This window comes from Synechococcus sp. MU1651, from assembly GCF_023630635.1.
In the GTDB taxonomy this organism is placed as follows: Bacteria; Cyanobacteriota; Cyanobacteriia; order PCC-6307; family Cyanobiaceae; genus Parasynechococcus.
Genome location: NZ_JAKUHJ010000019.1, coordinates 1 through 19,341 on the forward strand (window position 1 = coordinate 1; position 19,341 = coordinate 19,341).

General features: G+C 63.2%; 15 protein-coding genes and 1 pseudogene. 9 read left to right on the forward strand and 7 right to left on the reverse strand.

Annotated elements, in window-relative coordinates:
- The 6 genes and pseudogenes from NCN05_RS10965 to NCN05_RS10990 all read right to left on the reverse strand — a co-directional run.
- A partial coding sequence (locus NCN05_RS10965; protein ID WP_250398112.1) for a translation initiation factor IF-2 N-terminal domain-containing protein occupies positions 1-739 on the reverse strand: 739 nt, incomplete at its 3' end.
- Positions 740-808: 69 nt separating this feature from the next.
- On the reverse strand, positions 809-1,087 hold the full coding sequence (locus tag NCN05_RS10970) for a YlxR family protein (RefSeq protein ID WP_114989435.1): 279 nt from the start codon (positions 1,085-1,087) through the stop codon (positions 809-811).
- On the reverse strand, positions 1,084-2,535 hold the full coding sequence (gene nusA / locus NCN05_RS10975) for a transcription termination factor NusA (RefSeq protein ID WP_250398113.1): 1,452 nt from the start codon (positions 2,533-2,535) through the stop codon (positions 1,084-1,086). Before nusA ends, NCN05_RS10970 begins: the two co-directional genes overlap by 4 nt.
- Before the next feature lie 54 nt (positions 2,536-2,589).
- Positions 2,590-3,057 (reverse strand): ribosome maturation factor RimP, encoded by a 468-nt coding sequence (gene rimP, locus NCN05_RS10980; protein ID WP_250398114.1) that lies wholly within the window; start codon positions 3,055-3,057, stop codon positions 2,590-2,592.
- A gap of 110 nt (positions 3,058-3,167) precedes the next feature.
- Positions 3,168-3,425, reverse strand: coding sequence for a hypothetical protein (locus NCN05_RS10985; RefSeq protein WP_250398115.1), 258 nt, complete (start codon positions 3,423-3,425; stop codon positions 3,168-3,170).
- A 66-nt stretch (positions 3,426-3,491) separates the two neighbouring features.
- Positions 3,492-3,905, reverse strand: a pseudogene (locus NCN05_RS10990) (cyclophane-forming radical SAM/SPASM peptide maturase GrrM/OscB); the annotation flags it as partial.
- 133 nt (positions 3,906-4,038) lie between these two features.
- Between NCN05_RS10990 and NCN05_RS10995 the strand changes: the two are divergent.
- Positions 4,039-5,103 (forward strand): trypsin-like peptidase domain-containing protein, encoded by a 1,065-nt coding sequence (locus tag NCN05_RS10995; protein ID WP_115081069.1) that lies wholly within the window; start codon positions 4,039-4,041, stop codon positions 5,101-5,103.
- Between the two features lie 38 nt (positions 5,104-5,141).
- Positions 5,142-5,861: a ribose-5-phosphate isomerase RpiA gene (gene rpiA / locus NCN05_RS11000; protein ID WP_115010040.1), complete on the forward strand. Its 720-nt coding sequence runs from the start codon at positions 5,142-5,144 to the stop codon at positions 5,859-5,861.
- On the opposite strand, the gene hisD is transcribed toward rpiA, so the two are convergent.
- Complete coding sequence (gene hisD, locus NCN05_RS11005) at positions 5,854-7,161, reverse strand: histidinol dehydrogenase (RefSeq protein WP_250398116.1); 1,308 nt, start codon at positions 7,159-7,161, stop codon at positions 5,854-5,856. The two genes, rpiA and hisD, sit on opposite strands and share 8 nt — an antisense overlap.
- Before the next feature lie 108 nt (positions 7,162-7,269).
- Here hisD and rpsT point away from each other — a divergent pair, with 108 nt between their 5' ends.
- From rpsT to rlmN, 7 genes are all read left to right on the forward strand, one after another.
- Positions 7,270-7,566: a 30S ribosomal protein S20 gene (gene rpsT, locus NCN05_RS11010; RefSeq protein WP_011365018.1), complete on the forward strand. Its 297-nt coding sequence runs from the start codon at positions 7,270-7,272 to the stop codon at positions 7,564-7,566.
- A 48-nt stretch (positions 7,567-7,614) separates the two neighbouring features.
- The gene (locus NCN05_RS11015; RefSeq protein ID WP_250398117.1) at positions 7,615-8,403 is read left to right on the forward strand and encodes a TatD family hydrolase; all 789 of its coding nucleotides are present in this window, start codon (positions 7,615-7,617) and stop codon (positions 8,401-8,403) included.
- Between the two features lie 281 nt (positions 8,404-8,684).
- Positions 8,685-11,978 (forward strand): DNA-directed RNA polymerase subunit beta, encoded by a 3,294-nt coding sequence (gene rpoB, locus NCN05_RS11020; protein WP_038553495.1) that lies wholly within the window; start codon positions 8,685-8,687, stop codon positions 11,976-11,978.
- Between the two features lie 48 nt (positions 11,979-12,026).
- Positions 12,027-13,931 (forward strand): DNA-directed RNA polymerase subunit gamma, encoded by a 1,905-nt coding sequence (locus NCN05_RS11025; protein WP_115080893.1) that lies wholly within the window; start codon positions 12,027-12,029, stop codon positions 13,929-13,931.
- Positions 13,932-13,978: 47 nt separating this feature from the next.
- Complete coding sequence (locus NCN05_RS11030; RefSeq protein WP_250398118.1) at positions 13,979-18,067, forward strand: DNA-directed RNA polymerase subunit beta'; 4,089 nt, start codon at positions 13,979-13,981, stop codon at positions 18,065-18,067.
- A gap of 35 nt (positions 18,068-18,102) precedes the next feature.
- Positions 18,103-18,255 (forward strand): CAB/ELIP/HLIP family chlorophyll-binding protein, encoded by a 153-nt coding sequence (locus tag NCN05_RS11035; protein WP_006850847.1) that lies wholly within the window; start codon positions 18,103-18,105, stop codon positions 18,253-18,255.
- Positions 18,252-19,310, forward strand: a complete 1,059-nt coding sequence (gene rlmN / locus NCN05_RS11040) for a dual-specificity RNA methyltransferase RlmN (protein WP_250398119.1) — start codon at positions 18,252-18,254, stop codon at positions 19,308-19,310. The genes NCN05_RS11035 and rlmN overlap by 4 nt, the downstream gene beginning before the upstream one ends.
- The last annotated feature ends 31 nt before the right edge of the window (positions 19,311-19,341 follow it).

Sequence of the window (19,341 nt, forward strand, 5' to 3'; positions counted from 1 at the left end):
TTGTGGGGGCACCGGCACGGGTGGGCGCGCCGGACCGAGATGGAGCTCCTGCGCGGATGATCTGTGGCTTGGGCTGCCCCTGGCCAGGGGTGGGCCGCGCTGGGCTTCCAGCCCCTGCGGGGCGTGGGGTCGGGCGAGCCGGTGTGGGTGCCGTGGGTTTGGCAGCAGCCTTGGGCTTGCTCACCAGTTCCGGTTTGCCTGCAGCCGGCTTGCTGACAACCTGCGGCTTGGCCGCGGCAGGTCGTGGAACGGGTTTTGCCGCCGTTGGTCGCGCTGGGGCTGCGGGGGGTTTCTGAGGAGCGGCGGGCCGCGCCGGTGCTGCTGAGGCTTTCACCGGTGCAGCCGCTGGCTTGCTGATCACCGGTTTGGGCGTGGCCGCTGCGGGAGGCTTCGGGGCCGCCTGCGGTTTGGCAGCCGCCACGGGCTTGGCAGCCACAGGCTTGGCGACCGGTTTGCTCGCCGCTGGGGCGGGCTTGCTTGGCGCGGCGGGGGCCGCTTTCTTCACCGAGAGGATGGCCTTGCCAGCTGCGGGCTTGGCAGGGGCCGCGGCAGCGGGTTTCGCACCATTCCCGCCCTTGCCGAGGAGCGAACGGATCTTTCCGGCTTCAGCGTCACTGATCGAGCTGCTGTGGCTCTTCGCAGCGATCGACAGCTTTTCAGCCGCATCCAGCACGTCCTTGTTCTCAAGGCCGAGGTCCTTGGACAGCTCGTAAATTCTGACTTTGCCGCTGCTGGTCATTCAGTTCGGGTCTCCGATCGGTCCGGGCATGGAATGCCGCGGTGGCCTCGCACAAGGTGGGGCCAATGTTCAGTCTGCCTCAGCGGATTCACCAACGCTTTGGTTAAGCCGCTGTTTCAACACCGCAAGCACTGTTTCGGGAACCTGACAACGCAGGGCTTTCTGCAGACGCTTGCGACGGGTCGCCTCCTCAAGGCAGTTCTCCTCGCGGCAGAGATAGGCCGAACGGCCCATCCCCTTATCGAGGAGAACTCCGTCCTGATGGTCGCGGATCACCCTCCAGAGTTGGCGGCGATCCAAGAGCTGGCGGCAGGCCACGCAGCGACGCAGGACGGGGCGGTCACTCACCGGACCTGCTCCTGATCGGGCTCGGCATCGGCTTCAGCCGCTGCGTCCGTGCCTTCAGCCTCGGCCTCGAACTCGGTTTCGCTGCCGGCTTCCACCTCAGCGGGCTCCTCCACAGAGAACTCCTGCTCGGCCTGCTCCTCGCCGTACTCCTCTTCGTCTTCGGGCAGCGGATACAGCTCCCGCAGGCGTGCATCCTCTTCCGCCCGGGCGGCCTGTTCGGCGGCCAGTCGTTCTTCGGCTTGCTGCTGCAGGGCTTCCTCCTCCTCCCGCTGGGAGATCAGCTCTGCCACCACGGCATCCTCTGCCTCTTGGTCGTATTCAGTGGAGTTCTTGATGTCGATCTTCCAGCCGGTGAGTCGGGCGGCCAAACGCACGTTCTGGCCTTCGCGGCCGATGGCCAGGCTCAGCTGATCGGGGGGCACCAGCACATGGGCGTGCTGGCCCACGGGATCCACCAGCCGCACCATTTCCACCCGAGCGGGGCTGAGGGAGTTGGCGATGTACTGGCCCGGATCCTGCGACCAGCGGATCACGTCGATTTTTTCTCCACGCAGTTCGTTCACTACCTGCTGAATGCGGGAGCCGCGGGCGCCGATGCAGGCGCCGACGGGATCCACCTCGCGTTCGATGCTGTCGACGGCCACCTTGGTCCGGGGGCCCACGGAACGGGAGGGGGGATTGGCCTCACGGGCCACGGCCACGATCCGAACGGACCCTTCCTGAATTTCGGGAACTTCGTTCTCGAACAGGTAGACCACCAAGCCGGCATTGGAGCGGCTGACGAACAACTGCGGTCCCCGGCGGGGCACTTCGCTCACCTCTTTCAGGAAGACCTTGAAGGTGGCGTTGGCGCGGTAGTTATCGTTGGGCAGTTGATCGCGCCGGGGGAGTTCAGCCTCCACTTCCGGACGGCCCAGGCCTGAGCTGACCGCCATGATCACCGACTGGCGCTCGAAGCGGATCACCCGGGCCGTCAGCACCGGATCCTCCAGATCAGCGAATTCCTCCTGGATCATGCGGCGCTGCTGATCCCGCAGCTTCTGGGCCAGCACCTGCTTAGTGGTGGCGGCGGCCATCCGGCCGAAGTCCTCTTTCTCTGGGGTGACATCCAGCACCACCGTGTCGCCCACCTGGGCGTCATCGGCCACCTGCATCACCTCGGCGATCGCGATCTGGTGGTCTTCGCTCTCCACCTCATCAACAATGATCTTGCTGGCGAGAACTCGGTAGCCCTCCTCCTCAAGATCGAGGCCAACGTCGAAGTTGCTGAAGTACTCCTCATCAAAGGGGTCTTCGCTGATGCCGATGTACAGGGTGCGCCGGTAGCGCTCATAGCCCTTCAGCAGGGCCTCCCGCAGGGCCGCCTCCACCACCTGGGGCGGCAGCTTCTTCTCTTCGCTGATGTCGTCGATCAGGTTGCTGAGACCGGGAAGCAGGACGAGAGCCATCGCGTTGGGTTAGGGGAAAGGAAGGGAGCGGTTGCAGGGGTGTGAACGCTGGGTTCAGCTGCCTGGACTCGTGAGGCGGACATCGATCACGCAATCCCGGGGAATCCGTTTGATTCGCCCGCGAATGTTGATCTGCAGCGTGTCGGCGTCGCGTTCGAGCAAGAGGCCCTCCAGGCGTTGCTCGCTGTCGTCCTTGTCGCGGTGATGAACCTCCACGGGGAACCCACGGAAGGTTTCAAAGTCGCGATCGCTGGACAGCTGATCGCCGATGCCGGGACTGCTGATCTCCAGAACATACGCGTCAGTGAGCAGGGTGGAGGCCTCAAGGGCATCTCCCAGCACGCCACTGAAACCGGCGCAGTCATCAAGGCTCACATCCGCTCCACTGCTGTGGCGGATCTGCACTTCCAGGGTCATCGGGCTCATGTGGGTGAGCAGCTGAATGCCGCAAAGGGCAAAGCCTTTGCTGGCGGCCACATCGGTGACCAGCGTTTCGAGATCCGGAAGCAGAGGATGAGGCAACGCGAACTGAGGGCGGACGTCGGCCCGACGTGCATTTCAGTTGTGACCGATCTCCCGCAGGGAGATGCCCGTCGGACACACCTTCAATGTACGGGACCGTCTGCCCGCCGTCAGCTGTTGCCCAGATCGATGGGTGGAGCATCGGGGAAGGCGTCGCCCGGCTGTTCGGCGCCGCGCCCGTCGAGATCCTGATTGATGCAGAGGCGTCGACGCTCCGGATCGGTCACGTACTGGCAGACGCGGCTCCAGAGTTTGCTGCGGCTGCCCTGGGGGCCATTGCTGAACGTCACCACATCGGGAAGGCCAGGGTGGTCTTCGATCACGACCTGGCAGAGCTCACAGCGTTGTGAAGCGGTGGATTCGCTCAAGGGTGAAGCTCACAAACGGTCTGACCCTAAGCAGTGGACGCAAGAGCCTCTGTGCGATCGATCGCATCAAGACCCCGATGGATTGGGTGTGAGTGGCGTCAGGGGAGGGCCTTCTTCAAAGCGCTCCAACAGCACTTGCGTGGGGATCTGGGTGCCGAAGCGGCAGGCGTTGGTTTCGCATGAGGCGAGGGTGCCGTGTTCCCAGAACTTGTTGCTGCCGTTGCCCCCGCCGCAGAGGCCGAAGTATTCGCAGCTCTTGTGGCAGGTCTCCACGCCGCTGGTCATGTTGGCCATGAGCCGATGGAACTGCTCGGTGTGGGTGGACTCCACCAGCGACAGATCCTTGATGTTGCCAAGGTTGAAGCTGCCGTAGCGGTCGCTGGCCACCGAAAGCAGTTCAGGGTCGAAGGTGGAGAAATTGCCCTCCCAGTCAACGCTGAGGATTGAGAACGGGTGATTCAGCTCGTTCTGGGTCATCCGCGCATCGCAATGGAGGTTCTGAGATTGCGATCGATTTGGACCAGGGCCCGTTTCTCCGGCTGGATCCGATAAAAAGAAGGCAATTAGAGGTCTTGTGTTGCGGTACGCCCTGCGTCAACTCCTGGCCGTTCTGATGGCCGTAGCGGTTCTGGTCGGTGAAGGTGACTCAGCGCAGGCCCTGGAGCACAGCTTTGTGGCCGATGCCGTTCAGCGGGTGGCGCCGGCGGTGGTTCGGATCGACACCGAGCGCACCGTTGAACGTCAGCCGTTTGACCCCACGCTGCTTGATCCCCTGCTGCGGGACCTGCTGGGGGACCCTCCGGCAGGTCCGGAGCGGGAACGGGGCCAAGGCTCTGGTGTGGTGATCGATGCCAAGGGCCTTGTGCTCACCAATGCCCATGTGGTGGATCGGGTGGAGTCCGTCAGCGTCACCCTGGCCGACGGGGAACAGCGGGATGGACGGGTTGTGGGCACCGATGCGGTGACAGACCTGGCCTTGGTGCGTCTCGAGGGCGATCAACTGCCGCCACGGGCTCCACTTGGTGATTCGGAAGCCATGCAGGTGGGCGATTGGGCGATCGCCCTCGGCACCCCGTTTGGATTGGAACGCACGGTGACCTTGGGCATCGTCAGCAGCCTGCACCGCAACATCAACAGCCTTGGCTTCGCCGACAAACGGCTGGAACTGATTCAGACCGATGCCGCCATCAACCCCGGTAATTCCGGTGGGCCCTTGGTGAACGGCGATGGCCAGGTGATTGGCATCAACACCCTGGTGCGGTCGGGCCCTGGGGCCGGCCTCGGTTTTGCCATCCCGATCAACCTGGCCCGCCGGGTGGCTGATCAGCTCCAGCAGCAGGGTGAAGTGGTGCACCCCTACATCGGTCTGCAGCTGGTGGCGCTCACACCGCGTATCGCGCGCGAGCACAACAAGGACCCCAATGCCCTGGTGCAGCTGCCGGAACGCAGCGGTGCCCTGGTGCAAGCCGTGCTGCCCGATGGCCCGGCAGAAAAAGCAGGATTGCGCCGCGGCGATCTGCTGATCACGGTGGATGAGCGCGACATTGCCGATCCTCAGGCGCTGCTCGAGGTGGTGGATGCCGCCGCCATCGATGTTCCCCTGCCTCTGAAAGTGCTGCGGGCCGGCCGCGAGCTCACCCTGTCCGTCAAACCGGAGCCCCTGCCTGGGATGGCCTGAAACCTCTTGCTACGGTCGCGCCCAAAGGACGTGACCCGATGGCTGATCTACAGACCCAGATGAAGCAGGCGGTGGCTGATGCCGCCGTGGAACAGATCAAGGACGGCATGGTGCTGGGCCTGGGATCAGGCTCCACCGCCGCTCTGATGATTCAGGGCCTGGGGGCCAAGCTCGCCAGCGGAGAACTCAAAGACATCGTCGGTGTCACCACGTCCTTCCAAGGAGAGGTGCTGGCCGCTGAGCTCAACATCCCCCTGCTCAGTCTCAACGCCGTCAGCCGGATTGATCTGGCCATCGATGGTGCCGACGAAGTCGACCCTGGCTTCCAATTGATCAAGGGTGGTGGCGCCTGCCACGTGCAGGAGAAACTCGTGGCGGCACGGGCGGATCGGTTTGTGGTGGTGGTGGACTCCACCAAACTGGTGGACCGTCTCAACCTCGGTTTTCTGCTGCCGGTGGAAGTGCTCCCCGGGGCCTGGCGCCAGGTGAAGCAGCAGCTGGAAGCACTCGGGGGCAGCGCTGAGCTGCGCATGGCCCAGCGCAAGGCCGGCCCTGTGGTTACCGATCAGGGCAACCTGGTGCTGGATGCCAAGCTCGATGGCGGCATCAGCGATCCAGTGGCCCTGGAGCAGACGATCAACAACATCCCCGGTGTGCTGGAGAACGGCCTGTTCGTCAACATCACCGATGAGGTGTTGGTCGGTGAGATCACCGATGGTGTGGCGGGTGTCCGCAGCCTGGAGAAGCGCCTCAGCTGAGGCGCCGCCGCACCGATTCAGCGTGGCTGTGCAGGCCTTCACTGGTGGCCAGCTCCTGCACAGCTGAACCCGTTGCTTCCAGGGCAGCCCGGTTGAAACCGATCAGCGAGGTGTGGCGCATGAAGGTCTCAACACTGAGGGCCCCGCTGAAACGCGCGGCTCCACAGGTGGGCAGCGTGTGGTTCGGGCCTGCCAGGTAATCCCCCACCGCTTCTGGAGACCAGGGGCCCAGGAAAATGGCTCCGGCGTTCTGAATGCGATCCGCCAGTGGTTCGGGTCGCTCCAGCAGCAGCTCCAGGTGTTCTGGGGCGAAGCTGTCGCTCAGGCGGGCACAGCTTTCGAGGTCGTCGCAGACCACCACCAGACCCCAGTCCCGCAGAGCGGCTTCGCAGATCTCCTGGCGGGGGTGATCGGCCAGCTGTTCGGCCACTGCGGCGTTGATCCCGTCGGCCAGTGCAGGGTCGGTGGTGATCAGCACCGCCGCCGCCAGGGGGTCGTGCTCCGCCTGCGCCAACAGATCCGCTGCCACCTGATCGGGCTTGGCGGAGTGGTCTGCAATCACCAGCACTTCGCTTGGTCCCGCCAGGGAATCGATGGCCACCTGGCCGTACACCGCCTGTTTCGCCAGGGTGACGTAGAGGTTTCCGGGGCCACTGATCACGTCCACCTTGGGAACGCTGTCGCTGCCATAGGCCATGGCGGCGACAGCCTGGGCACCTCCGAGGCGGAACACCGTCTTCACGCCGGCCAGGTGGGCCGCTGCCAGCACCACGGGGTTCACCGCACCATCACGTCCGGCGGGGGAACAGATCACCACGTCTTTGACGCCGGCGACCCGGGCTGGCACCGCATTCATCAGCACGGTGCTGGGGTAAGCCGCCCGTCCTCCTGGCACGTATAGACCCGCCCTCTCCACTGGCCGCCAGCGCCGCCCAAGCCGTTCGCCGTGGGGGCCCGTCACCGCCAGATCGGCGGGACGTTGGCGTTGGTGGAAGTCGGTGATGCGGCGATGGGCCAGCTCCAGGGCATCCCGCAGGTTGGTCGGCAGCGACGTCCAGGCCTGTTCGAGGGCCTCGGGGGACACCGCCATTGGATCGGGCCGGAAGCCATCGAACCGTTCGGTGAAGTCGGCAATGGCGGCATCACCGCGGTCGCGCACCGCTGTGAGAATGGCTTCAACCCGCTCACGGGCTTCACCCTGCTGGGTTTGTGTGGTGCGGCTCGACAACCGTTTCAGCTCCTTCTGGGCCCGGTCCAGATCCCGCACGATGCGAAGGGGAGCAACGGCCGGCTGGCTCACAGACAAAGGAACAGAGGGAGAGTTCGGTCAAGTTAGGACTCCACAACCCAGGGAAGGGGGTCCTGTCAAGGAGTAAGGTGCTGGATTGTTCGCAACGTTGAAGCCTCAGTGGCCAATAACAAGTCAGCCAAGAAGCGGATTGAGATTGCTGAGCGCAACCGTCTGCGCAACCGCACCTACAAGTCGTCGATGCGCACCCTGATGAAGCGCTGCTTCGCCGCCTGTGACGCCTACAGCGCAACCCCTGGTGATGAAGCCAAGGCCAGCGTGCAGACCTCCATGCGTGCCGCCTTCAGCAAGATCGACAAGGCCGTCAAGGTGGGTGTGCTGCACCGCAACAACGGGGCCAACCAGAAGTCCCGCCTCAGTGCGGCCGTGCGCAAGGTGCTCGAGCCCGCCAGCTGATTCGGTTTCAACCGGCAGAATGGGCCGAAAGCGCGTTTCGGCCCAGCTGTGTCCCCCACCCCGACGTTGATCGACAGCCACTGTCACATCGTCTTCCGCAACTTTGACGACGACCTCGATGAGGTGGCCTCACGCTGGCGTGAGGCTGGGGTTGGTGCACTGCTGCACGCCTGCGTCGAACCCTCCGAAATCCCGGCGATCCGCGCCCTGGCGGATCGATTCCCGGAGATGCGTTATTCCGTCGGCGTCCATCCCCTGGACACCGAGCATTGGCGGGATGACACGGTGGCGGTGCTGCGCCGGGCAGCTCTGGAGGACGATCGGGTGGTCGCCATCGGCGAGCTCGGCCTCGATCTCTTCCGAGACAAGAATCTCGAGGAGCAGCTTGCTGTGCTGCGCCCTCAATTGGACCTGGCGGTTGAGTTGAACCTGCCGGTGATCATTCACTGCCGGGATGCCGCCGAGCCGATGCTGGAGGAACTGCGGGCCCGCAAGGCGCAGGGCCGTTGCCCCGGAGGGGTGATGCATTGCTGGGGCGGTACCCCCGATGAAATGCACCAGTTCCTGGAGCTCGGCTTCTACATCAGCTTCAGCGGCACCGTCACCTTCCCCAAGGCGGAGCCCACCCACGACTGCGCCCGTCAGGTGCCGGAGGATCGTTTCCTGGTGGAAACCGATTGCCCTTTTCTGGCTCCTGTGCCCCGCCGCGGCAAGCGCAATGAGCCGGCCTTCGTGGCTTCCGTTGCCATGCGGGTGGCTGAGCTGCGCGGCGTGGATCTCGACAGCGTGGCCTGCAGCAGTACCGCTAACGCCCGGCGTTTGTTCGGACTCCCTTAACCGGAGTTCCAAGGGTGTCGAGTCCATATGTAAGATGTTGTATTGGCCTGGCCATGCGCAGGATTCCGTCTTGTGTGTGGTGCCTGAAGCGTCCATTTCCTTCCGGTGCACTTGTCGTCGTCAGCTGATCTGACCCGCGATTTCTGAACAGCAGCAGCGGCGCTGTCGGTTCCGTCCTGGAAACCGTCGGTGCCGCTGTTGTGTCGAATCGTCCTGTCAGGTGAGCTTCTGCCGCCAATCCAGTCCTCCCCAGTCCCTTCGTCCTCTCTGCCGGTCCCCGCATGAGCAGCAGCGCGATTCAGGTCGCCAAGACCGCCACCTACCTCCCTGATCTGGTGGAGGTGCAGCGGGCCAGCTTTAAGTGGTTTTTGGATCAAGGTCTGATCGAGGAGCTGGAAAGCTTCTCTCCGATCACGGATTACACCGGCAAGCTGGAGCTGCACTTCATCGGTAGCGAGTACCGCCTGAAGCGCCCCCGCCACGATGTGGAAGAGGCCAAGCGCCGTGATGCGACCTTCGCGTCACAGATGTATGTGACCTGCCGCCTGGTCAACAAGGAGACCGGTGAGATTAAGGAGCAGGAGGTCTTCATCGGCGAACTGCCGCTGATGACCGAGCGCGGCACTTTCATCATCAACGGCGCTGAGCGCGTGATCGTGAACCAGATCGTGCGCAGCCCTGGTGTCTATTTCAAGGATGAAATGGACAAGAACGGCCGGCGCACTTACAACGCCAGCGTCATCCCCAACCGGGGTGCCTGGCTGAAGTTTGAAACAGATAAGAACGACTTGCTCCACGTTCGTGTGGACAAGACCCGCAAGATCAACGCGCACGTGCTCATGCGTGCCATGGGTCTGTCTGACAACGATGTGCTCGACAAGCTGCGTCACCCCGAGTTCTACAAGAAGTCCATTGATGCCGCCAACGACGAGGGCATCAGCTCGGAAGACCAAGCGCTGCTTGAGCTCTACAAGAAACTCCGTCCGGGTGAACCCCCCTCAGTGAGTGGCGGTCAGCAGCTGCTGCAGACCCGTTTCTTTGATCCCAAGCGCTACGACCTCGGTCGGGTCGGCCGCTACAAGATCAACAAGAAGCTGCGCCTCACCATCCCCGACACGGTGCGCACCCTCACCCATGAGGACGTGCTCTCCACCCTCGATTACCTGATCAACCTGGAACTGGATGTCGGCGGCGCCAGCCTCGACGACATCGATCACCTCGGCAACCGCCGCGTGCGTTCAGTGGGCGAACTCCTGCAGAACCAGGTTCGGGTGGGTCTGAACCGTCTTGAGCGGATCATCAAGGAACGGATGACCGTCGGCGAAACCGATTCGCTGACCCCGGCCCAGTTGGTGAACCCCAAGCCCCTGGTGGCGGCGATCAAGGAGTTCTTCGGCTCCAGCCAGCTGAGCCAGTTCATGGACCAGACCAACCCTCTGGCTGAGCTCACCCACAAGCGCCGCATCTCGGCCCTTGGACCCGGCGGTCTCACCCGTGAGCGTGCCGGCTTCGCCGTCCGCGACATTCACCCCTCCCACTACGGCCGTCTCTGCCCGATTGAGACGCCGGAAGGCCCCAACGCTGGTCTGATCAACTCCCTGGCCACCCACGCCCGGGTCAACGAATACGGCTTCATCGAAACGCCGTTCTGGAAGGTGGAGAACGGTGTCGTTCTGAAGGATGGCGATCCGATCTACCTGTCTGCCGACCGGGAAGACGAAGTGCGCGTCGCCCCTGGTGACGTGGCCACCGAGGACGACGGCCGGATCTCGGCGGATCTGATTCCTGTGCGTTACCGCCAGGACTTCGAGAAGGTTCCCCCTGAGCAGGTCGACTACGTCGCTCTGTCACCGGTGCAGGTGATTTCCGTGGCAACGTCCCTGATCCCCTTCCTGGAGCACGACGATGCCAACCGCGCCCTGATGGGCTCCAATATGCAGCGTCAGGCTGTGCCGTTGCTGCGTCCTGAGCGTGCCCTGGTGGGCACCGGCCTGGAAACCCAGGTGGCCCGCGACTCCGGCATGGTGCCGATCTCCCGGGTGAATGGCACCGTTACATATGTGGATGCCAACGCCATCGTTGTTCAGGACGAGGACGGCAATGACCACACCCACTTCCTGCAGAAGTATCAGCGCTCCAACCAGGACACCTGCCTGAACCAGCGCCCGATCGTCCGCTGCGGCGATCCGGTGATCGTCGGCCAGGTGATGGCGGATGGTTCCGCCTGTGAAGGCGGTGAAATCGCCCTGGGTCAGAACGTTCTGATCGCTTACATGCCCTGGGAGGGTTACAACTACGAGGACGCGCTGCTGGTCAGCGAGCGTCTGGTCACCGACGACCTCTACACCTCGGTTCACATCGAGAAGTACGAGATCGAAGCGCGTCAGACCAAGCTCGGACCTGAAGAGATCACTCGCGAAATTCCCAACGTCGCTGAGGAAAGCCTGGGCAACCTCGACGAGATGGGCATCATCCGCGTGGGCGCTTTCGTTGAAAGCGGCGACATCCTCGTGGGCAAGGTGACGCCCAAGGGTGAATCCGATCAGCCGCCCGAAGAGAAGCTGCTGCGTGCGATCTTCGGTGAGAAGGCGCGCGACGTGCGCGACAACTCCTTGCGGGTGCCCGGCACCGAGCGTGGCCGCGTTGTCGATGTGCGCATCTACACCCGTGAACAGGGTGATGAGCTTCCCCCCGGCGCCAACATGGTGGTGCGGGTGTATGTGGCCCAGCGCCGCAAGATCCAGGTCGGCGACAAGATGGCTGGTCGCCACGGCAACAAGGGCATCATCAGCCGCATCCTTCCCCGGGAGGACATGCCCTATCTGCCCGACGGCACCCCGGTCGACATCGTGCTCAACCCCCTGGGTGTGCCGAGCCGGATGAATGTGGGTCAGGTGTTCGAGCTGTTGATGGGTTGGGCCGCGTCCAACCTGGATTGCCGCGTGCGCATCGTTCCCTTCGATGAAATGCACGGCGCTGAGAAGTCCCAGCAGACCGTCGAGACCTTCCTCAAGGAAGCCGCCAAGCAGCCCGGCAAGGGTTGGGTGTACGACCCTGAGGATCCCGGCAAGCTGCAGCTGCGGGATGGCCGCACCGGTCTGCCCTTCGATCAGCCCGTGGCCGTGGGTTACTCCCACTTCCTCAAGCTGGTTCACCTGGTGGACGACAAGATTCACGCCCGTTCCACCGGCCCCTACTCCCTGGTCACCCAGCAGCCCCTGGGCGGTAAGGCACAGCAAGGTGGTCAGCGTCTGGGTGAGATGGAGGTGTGGGCCCTCGAGGCCTATGGCGCCGCATACACCCTGCAGGAACTGCTCACGGTCAAGTCCGACGACATGCAGGGCCGCAACGAGGCCCTCAACGCCATCGTCAAGGGCAAGCCGATTCCCCGCCCGGGTACACCGGAATCCTTCAAGGTGCTGATGCGCGAGCTTCAGTCCCTGGGTCTGGACATCGCCGTCTACACCGACGAAGGCAAGGAAGTGGATCTGATGCAGGACGTGAACCCACGTCGCAGCACCCCCAGCAGGCCCACCTACGAATCCCTCGGCGTCGCGGATTACGACGAGGACTGACGGATCAACGAACGAACCGATTCCCCGCTCCTTCTTCCTTAACCGTCAATGACCAACAGCAACCTCCGCACCGAGAACCACTTCGATTACGTCAAGATCACCCTCGCCTCACCCGATCGGGTGATGGAGTGGGGACAGCGCACCCTGCCCAACGGCCAGGTGGTCGGTGAGGTCACCAAGCCGGAGACCATCAACTACCGCACCCTCAAGCCCGAGATGGACGGGCTGTTCTGCGAAAAGATCTTTGGCCCGTCCAAAGACTGGGAATGCCACTGCGGCAAGTACAAGCGCGTGCGTCACCGGGGCATCGTTTGTGAACGCTGCGGTGTGGAGGTCACCGAGAGCCGCGTGCGTCGTCACCGCATGGGCTTCATCAAGCTGGCGGCCCCCGTCTCCCACGTCTGGTACCTGAAGGGGATCCCCAGCTACGTGGCCATCCTGCTGGACATGCCCCTGCGGGATGTGGAGCAGATCGTCTACTTCAACTGCTATGTGGTGCTGGATCCCGGCGACCACAAGGACCTGAAGTACAAGCAGCTGCTCACCGAAGACGAGTGGCTGGAGATTGAAGACGAGATCTACGCCGAAGATTCCGAGATTGAGAACGAGCCCGTGGTGGGCATCGGTGCAGAGGCCCTCAAGCAACTGCTGGAAGACCTCACCCTCGATGAAGTGGCTGAGCAGCTGCGTGAGGAGATCAACGGCAGCAAGGGTCAGAAGCGCGCCAAGTTGATCAAGCGTCTGCGCGTGATCGACAACTTCATCGCCACCAACGCTCGTCCCGAGTGGATGGTGCTGGATGTGATCCCGGTGATTCCGCCCGACCTGCGCCCGATGGTGCAGCTCGATGGTGGTCGCTTCGCCACTAGCGATCTCAACGATCTCTACCGGCGGGTGATCAACCGCAACAACCGTCTGGCCAGGCTCCAGGAAATCCTGGCCCCTGAAATCATCGTCCGCAACGAGAAGCGGATGCTGCAGGAGGCCGTCGACGCCCTGATCGACAACGGCCGTCGCGGTCGCACCGTCGTGGGTGCCAACAACCGTCCGCTCAAGTCACTGAGCGACATCATTGAAGGCAAGCAGGGCCGCTTCCGTCAGAACCTCCTGGGTAAGCGGGTCGACTACTCCGGTCGTTCCGTGATCGTGGTGGGTCCGAAGCTGAAGATGCACCAGTGCGGTCTGCCCAAGGAGATGGCGATCGAGCTGTTCCAGCCCTTCGTGATCCACCGCCTGATCCGCCAGAACATCGTTAACAACATCAAGGCGGCCAAGAAGCTGATTCAGCGGGCCGACGATGAAGTGATGCAGGTGCTGCAAGAGGTGATTGACGGCCATCCGATCCTGCTGAACCGTGCTCCAACCCTGCACCGTCTCGGCATTCAGGCCTTCGAACCCAAGCTGGTGGATGGCCGTGCCATTCAGCTGCACCCCCTCGTCTGCCCAGCCTTCAACGCTGACTTTGACGGTGACCAGATGGCCGTTCACGTGCCCCTGGCCATCGAGGCGCAGACCGAGGCCCGCATGTTGATGCTGGCCAGCAACAACATCCTGTCGCCTGCGACCGGTGAGCCGATCATCACCCCGTCCCAGGACATGGTGCTCGGCTCCTACTACTTGACGGCGCTGCAACCCGGTGTCTCCAAGCCCGACTTCGGCGATCGCAGCTGCACGTTCGCGGGTCTGGAGGATGTCATCCACGCCTTTGAAGACAACCGGATCGGTCTGCACGACTGGGTGTGGGTCCGCTTCAACGGTGAAGTTCAGGACGATGAAGAGCTGGATGCTCCCAGCAAGAGCGAATCCCTCAGTGATGGCACACGCATTGAAGAGTGGAGCTACCGCCGCGACCGTTTCGATGAAGACGGTGCCCTGATCAGCCGCTACATCCTCACCACTGTGGGCCGCGTGGTGATGAATCACACGATCATCGACGCGGTGGCCGCCGCCTGAATCAAGCCAGACGTCCTTCCTCCTTAACTCCTGATCCGCGCGCAGCCATGACCTCGTCCTCGAAATCCCGCAAGTCCAAATCCAGCAAGGCCTCCAAGGCCGCCAAAGAGGCTCCCGTGAGCGCATCGCGTCCGCTCTCGAAGACCCCACCGCCGTTCCGCAACCAGGTCATCGACAAGCGGGCCCTCAAGCAGCTCGTCGCCTGGTCCTACAAGAACCACGGCACGGCGGTGACGTCGGCCATGGCCGACAACCTCAAGGATCTTGGCTTCAAGTACGCCACCCAGGCGGCTGTGTCGATCTCCGTCGACGACCTCAAGGTGCCCGAGGCGAAGAAGGATCTGCTGGGCCAGGCCGAGGAACAGATCACGGCCACCGAGGAGCGCTATCGCCTCGGTGAAATCACCGAGGTGGAGCGTCACACCAAGGTGATCGACACCTGGACCGAGACCAACGAGCGTCTGGTGGATGCCGTCAAAAAGAACTTTGATGAGAACGCACCGCTGAACTCGGTGTGGATGATGGCCAACTCCGGCGCCCGGGGAAACATGTCCCAGGTGCGTCAGCTGGTGGGCATGCGCGGCCTGATGGCCAACCCGCAGGGTGAAATCATCGACCTTCCGATCCGCACCAACTTCCGTGAGGGTCTAACGGTCACCGAGTACGTCATCTCCTCCTATGGCGCCCGGAAGGGTCTGGTGGATACGGCGCTGCGCACCGCCGACTCCGGTTACCTCACCCGTCGTCTGGTGGACGTTGCCCAGGATGTGATCGTCCGTGAGGACGACTGCGGCACGACCCGCCACATCGTGGTGGACGCTGAGGACGGCAAATTCGGCAGCCGGCTTGTGGGTCGCCTGACCGCCGCCCAGGTGGTGAATGCCGATGGCGAGGTGCTGGCTGAGCGCGACACCGAAATCGATCCGCCGCTGTCCAAGTCCTTCGAGGCCGCTGGCGTCAAGGCCGTGAGTGTGCGTTCGCCGCTCACCTGTGAAGCCAACCGTTCCGTTTGCCGCAAGTGCTACGGCTGGGCGCTGGCCCACAACGAACTGGTCGACCTGGGTGAAGCCGTTGGCATCATCGCGGCCCAGTCGATCGGTGAGCCTGGAACCCAGCTCACCATGCGGACCTTCCACACCGGTGGTGTGTCCACCGCTGAGACCGGTGTGGTCCGCTCCAAGGTGGCGGGCACTGTCGAGTTTGGCAGCAAGGCGCGGGTGCGTCCCTACCGCACCCCCCACGGTGTGAATGCCCAACAGGCTGAGGTTGATTTCAACCTCACGATCAAGCCGTCCGGCAAGGGCAAGGCCCAGAAGATCGAGATCACCAACGGCTCCCTGTTGTTCGTCGACAACGGTGCTGACATCGATGCCGACGTCACCGTGGCGCAGATCGCCGCTGGTGCGGTCAAGAAGAGTGTGGAGAAGGCCACCAAGGATGTGATCTGCGACCTGGCCGGCCAGGTGCGCTACGAGGAGGCGATCCAGCCCCGTGAGGTCACCGACCGCCAGGGCAACATCACCCTCAAGGCCCAGCGTCTCGGCCGGATGTGGGTGCTTTCCGGCGACGTCTACAACCTGCCGCCCAACGCTCAGCCCGTGGTCAGCAGTGAGACCCAGGTCACTGAGGGTCAGGTGCTGGCCGAAGCCAGCCAGCGCAGTGAGTACGGCGGTGAAGTGCGCCTGCGCGACTCCATCGGTGATTCCCGTGAGGTGCAGATCGTCACCACGGCGATGACCCTCAAGGACTTCAAGCTGCTGGAGGAGTCCACCCACTCTGGTGAGATCTGGAACCTCGAGGCCAAAGACGGCACCCGTTACCGCCTCAACACCATCCCTGGCAGCAAGATCGGTTCCGGTGAGGTCATCGCTGAACTGGCGGATGACCGTTTCCGCACCGGCACCGGTGGTCTGGTGAAGTTCGCCCCTGGTCTGGCGATCAAGAAGGCCCGTTCCGCCAAGAACGGTTACGAGGTCAACAAGGGCGGCACCCTGCTGTGGATCCCCCAGGAGACCCACGAAATCAACAAGGACATCTCCTTGTTGATGATCACCGACGGTCAGTGGATCGAGGCCGGCACCGAGGTTGTCAAAGACATCTTCAGCCAGACCGCGGGCATCGTCACCGTCACCCAGAAGAACGACATCCTGCGCGAGATCATCGTCCGCAGTGGTGAGTTCCACCTCTGCACCGATGCCAAGGCGCTGGAGCGCTTCGAGGGTGATGGCCAGATGGTCAACCCCGGCGAGGACATCGCCAAGGGGCTGTCCGTTGACACGATGAAGTACGTGCAGACGGTGGAGACCCCCGAAGGCAAGGGTCTGCTGCTGCGTCCGGTTGAGGAGTACACCATTCCCAACGAGGCCCAGCTGCCTGAGCTGTCCCATGTGAAGCAGGCCAATGGCCCTCACCTCGGCATCAAGGCCACCCAGCGTCTGGCGTTCAAGGACAACGAACTGATCAAGTCCGTTGAAGGTGTGGAGCTGCTCAAGACCCAGCTGCTGCTCGAGACCTTCGACACCACCCCGCAGATGACGGTGGATGTAGAGAAGGCTCCCGACAAGCGGGCCAAGACCATTTCCCGTCTGCGCCTTGTGATCCTCGAGTCGATCCTGGTGCGTCGCGACACCATGTCCGACTCCAGCCACGGCTCAACCCACACCGAGCTGCAGGTCGAAGATGGCGTGTCTGTGAAGGCTGGCGATGTGGTCGCCACCACGCAGATCCTCTGCAAGCAGGCCGGTCTGGCGCAGTTGCCTGAAGCAACGGAAGCCGACCCGGTGCGTCGGATGATCGTGGAACGCCCCGAAGACACCACCACCCTGAGCACCTCCGGCAAGCCGGTGGTGAGCGTCGGTCAGCGGATTGTCGATGGCGATGCCCTTGCCGACGGCGAAACAGCCACCTGCTGTGGTGAGATCGAGGCCGTCAGCGGCAACAGCGTCACCCTGCGTCTGGGACGCCCCTACATGGTGTCGCCCGACTCCGTCCTGCACGTGCGTGATGGAGATCTGGTGCAGCGCGGCGATGGCCTGGCCCTGCTGGTGTTCGAACGCCAGAAGACCGGTGACATCGTTCAGGGTCTGCCCCGAATCGAGGAATTGCTGGAGGCCCGTCGCCCCCGTGAATCCGCGATTCTCTGCAAGAAGCCCGGCACCGTTGAGATCAAGCAGGGTGAAGACGACGAGTCCCTCGCCGTCAACGTGATCGAATCCGATGACGCCATCGGTGAATATCCGATCCTGCTCGGCCGCAACATCATGGTGAGCGACGGCCAACAGGTCACCGCTGGTGAACTGCTGACCGATGGCCCGATCAACCCCCACGAGTTGCTCGAGTGCTACTTCGAAGATCTGCGCAGCCGCAAGCCCCTTATGGAGGCCGCCCAGGAGGCGATCGCCAACCTGCAGCACCGTCTGGTGACTGAGGTTCAGAACGTCTACAAGTCCCAGGGCGTCTCGATTGACGACAAGCACATCGAGGTGATCGTCCGTCAGATGACCAGCAAGGTGCGGGTCGAAGATGCCGGCGACACCACCCTGTTGCCAGGTGAGCTGATCGAACTGCGTCAGGTGGAAGACACCAACCAGGCCATGGCGATCACCGGTGGCGCTCCCGCCGAGTTCACCCCGGTGCTGCTGGGTATCACCAAGGCATCCCTCAACACCGACAGCTTCATCTCCGCCGCCTCCTTCCAGGAGACGACCCGGGTGCTCACCGAAGCCGCCATCGAGGGCAAGAGCGACTGGCTGCGTGGTCTCAAGGAGAACGTGATCATCGGTCGCCTGATTCCTGCAGGTACCGGCTTCAGTGGCTTCGAAGAAGAGCTGCAGAAGGAGGCTGGCCCCCACCCCGACATCCTTTCGGAGGACCCGGCCGGCTACCGCCGCATGCAGAACCTGCGCCCCGACTACACCGTCGACATGCCCCCTGCGGCCAGCGCCAGTGCGGTGCTGGATGACCCCAGTGACGCCGATCTCGAGGCCACCCGCACCCGCCACAACATCGACCCCTCGGCGAGCAATTTCGCCGCGTTCACCCGTCCGGACGCCGACAATGAGCTGAAGGAAGAGCAGGTGGTCGATGCTGAAGCCGTTGAGGGTCTTCAGGAAGAGGGCCTGCTCTCAGACGAATGAGCTCCGCTCAATCGTTCACCATTGCAGCCCTTTCCATGCTTGAACCCACTGAGATCCCCAAGAGACGCCTGCCCAAATATGGGTTCCACACCCATACCGAGCGGCTGAATGGACGTCTGGCCATGCTTGGCTTCATCGCCCTGATGGCGGTGGAGATCAAGCTTGGCCACGGTCTGCTGATCTGGTGACCCAGGCTCTGCTGGGTCGCAGCGCGGCCGAGCTGCAGGACTGGGCCGTCGCCCAGGGACAGAAGCCGTTCCGCGGCCGTCAGCTCCATGACTGGATCTATGCCAAGGGGGCTCGATCCCTGGCCGACATCACGGTCTTCCCCAAGACCTGGCGTGCCGCCTTGGTGGAGGCCGGCATCGATGTGGGCCGGCTGAAGGAAGTGCATCGTTCGGTGGCCACGGATGCCACCACCAAATTGCTGCTCTCCACCGAGGACGGCGAAACCATCGAAACGGTCGGGATTCCCACCGACCAACGCCTCACCGTCTGTGTGTCCAGCCAGGTGGGTTGTCCCATGGCCTGCCGCTTCTGTGCCACCGGCAAAGGGGGGTTGCAGCGTTCACTTCAGACCCACGAAATCGTGGATCAGGTGCTGAGTGTGCGTGAGGCGATGGACCGTCGTCCTTCCCACATCGTGTTCATGGGCATGGGCGAGCCCCTGCTCAACAGCAGCGCTGTGCTGGAGGCGATCCGCTGCCTCAATGATGATCTCGGCATCGGCCAACGGCGCATCACCGTCAGTACGGTGGGTGTTCCGAAAACCTTGCCGCAACTCGCGGAACTGGCCATGCAGCGGCTGGGCCGCGCCCAGTTCACCCTGGCGGTGAGCCTCCATGCCCCCAACCAGCGGCTGCGCGAGGAGCTGATTCCCACAGCCCATGCCTACCCCTATGACGCCTTGCTCGAGGATTGCCGTCACTATCTGGATGTGACCGGTCGGCGGGTGAGTTTTGAGTACATCCTGCTCGGTGAACTCAACGATCAGCCCGAGCACGCCGCAGAGCTGGCGGATCGCGTTGGTGGTTTCCAGAGCCACGTGAACCTGATCGCCTACAACCCGATTGAGGAGGAGGAGTTCAAACGACCAACGCCGCAGCGGATCGAGGCGTTTCGTCGTGTGTTGGAGCGGCGCGGTGTTGCCGTGAGCCTTAGGGCCAGCCGGGGGCTTGATCAAAATGCGGCCTGCGGTCAGCTCCGGCGTCAGCAGATGGCCCCCAATTCATCCGGGAGCTGAAGGGTGGGCTGATGCCCTGTTCCTCAGCAGA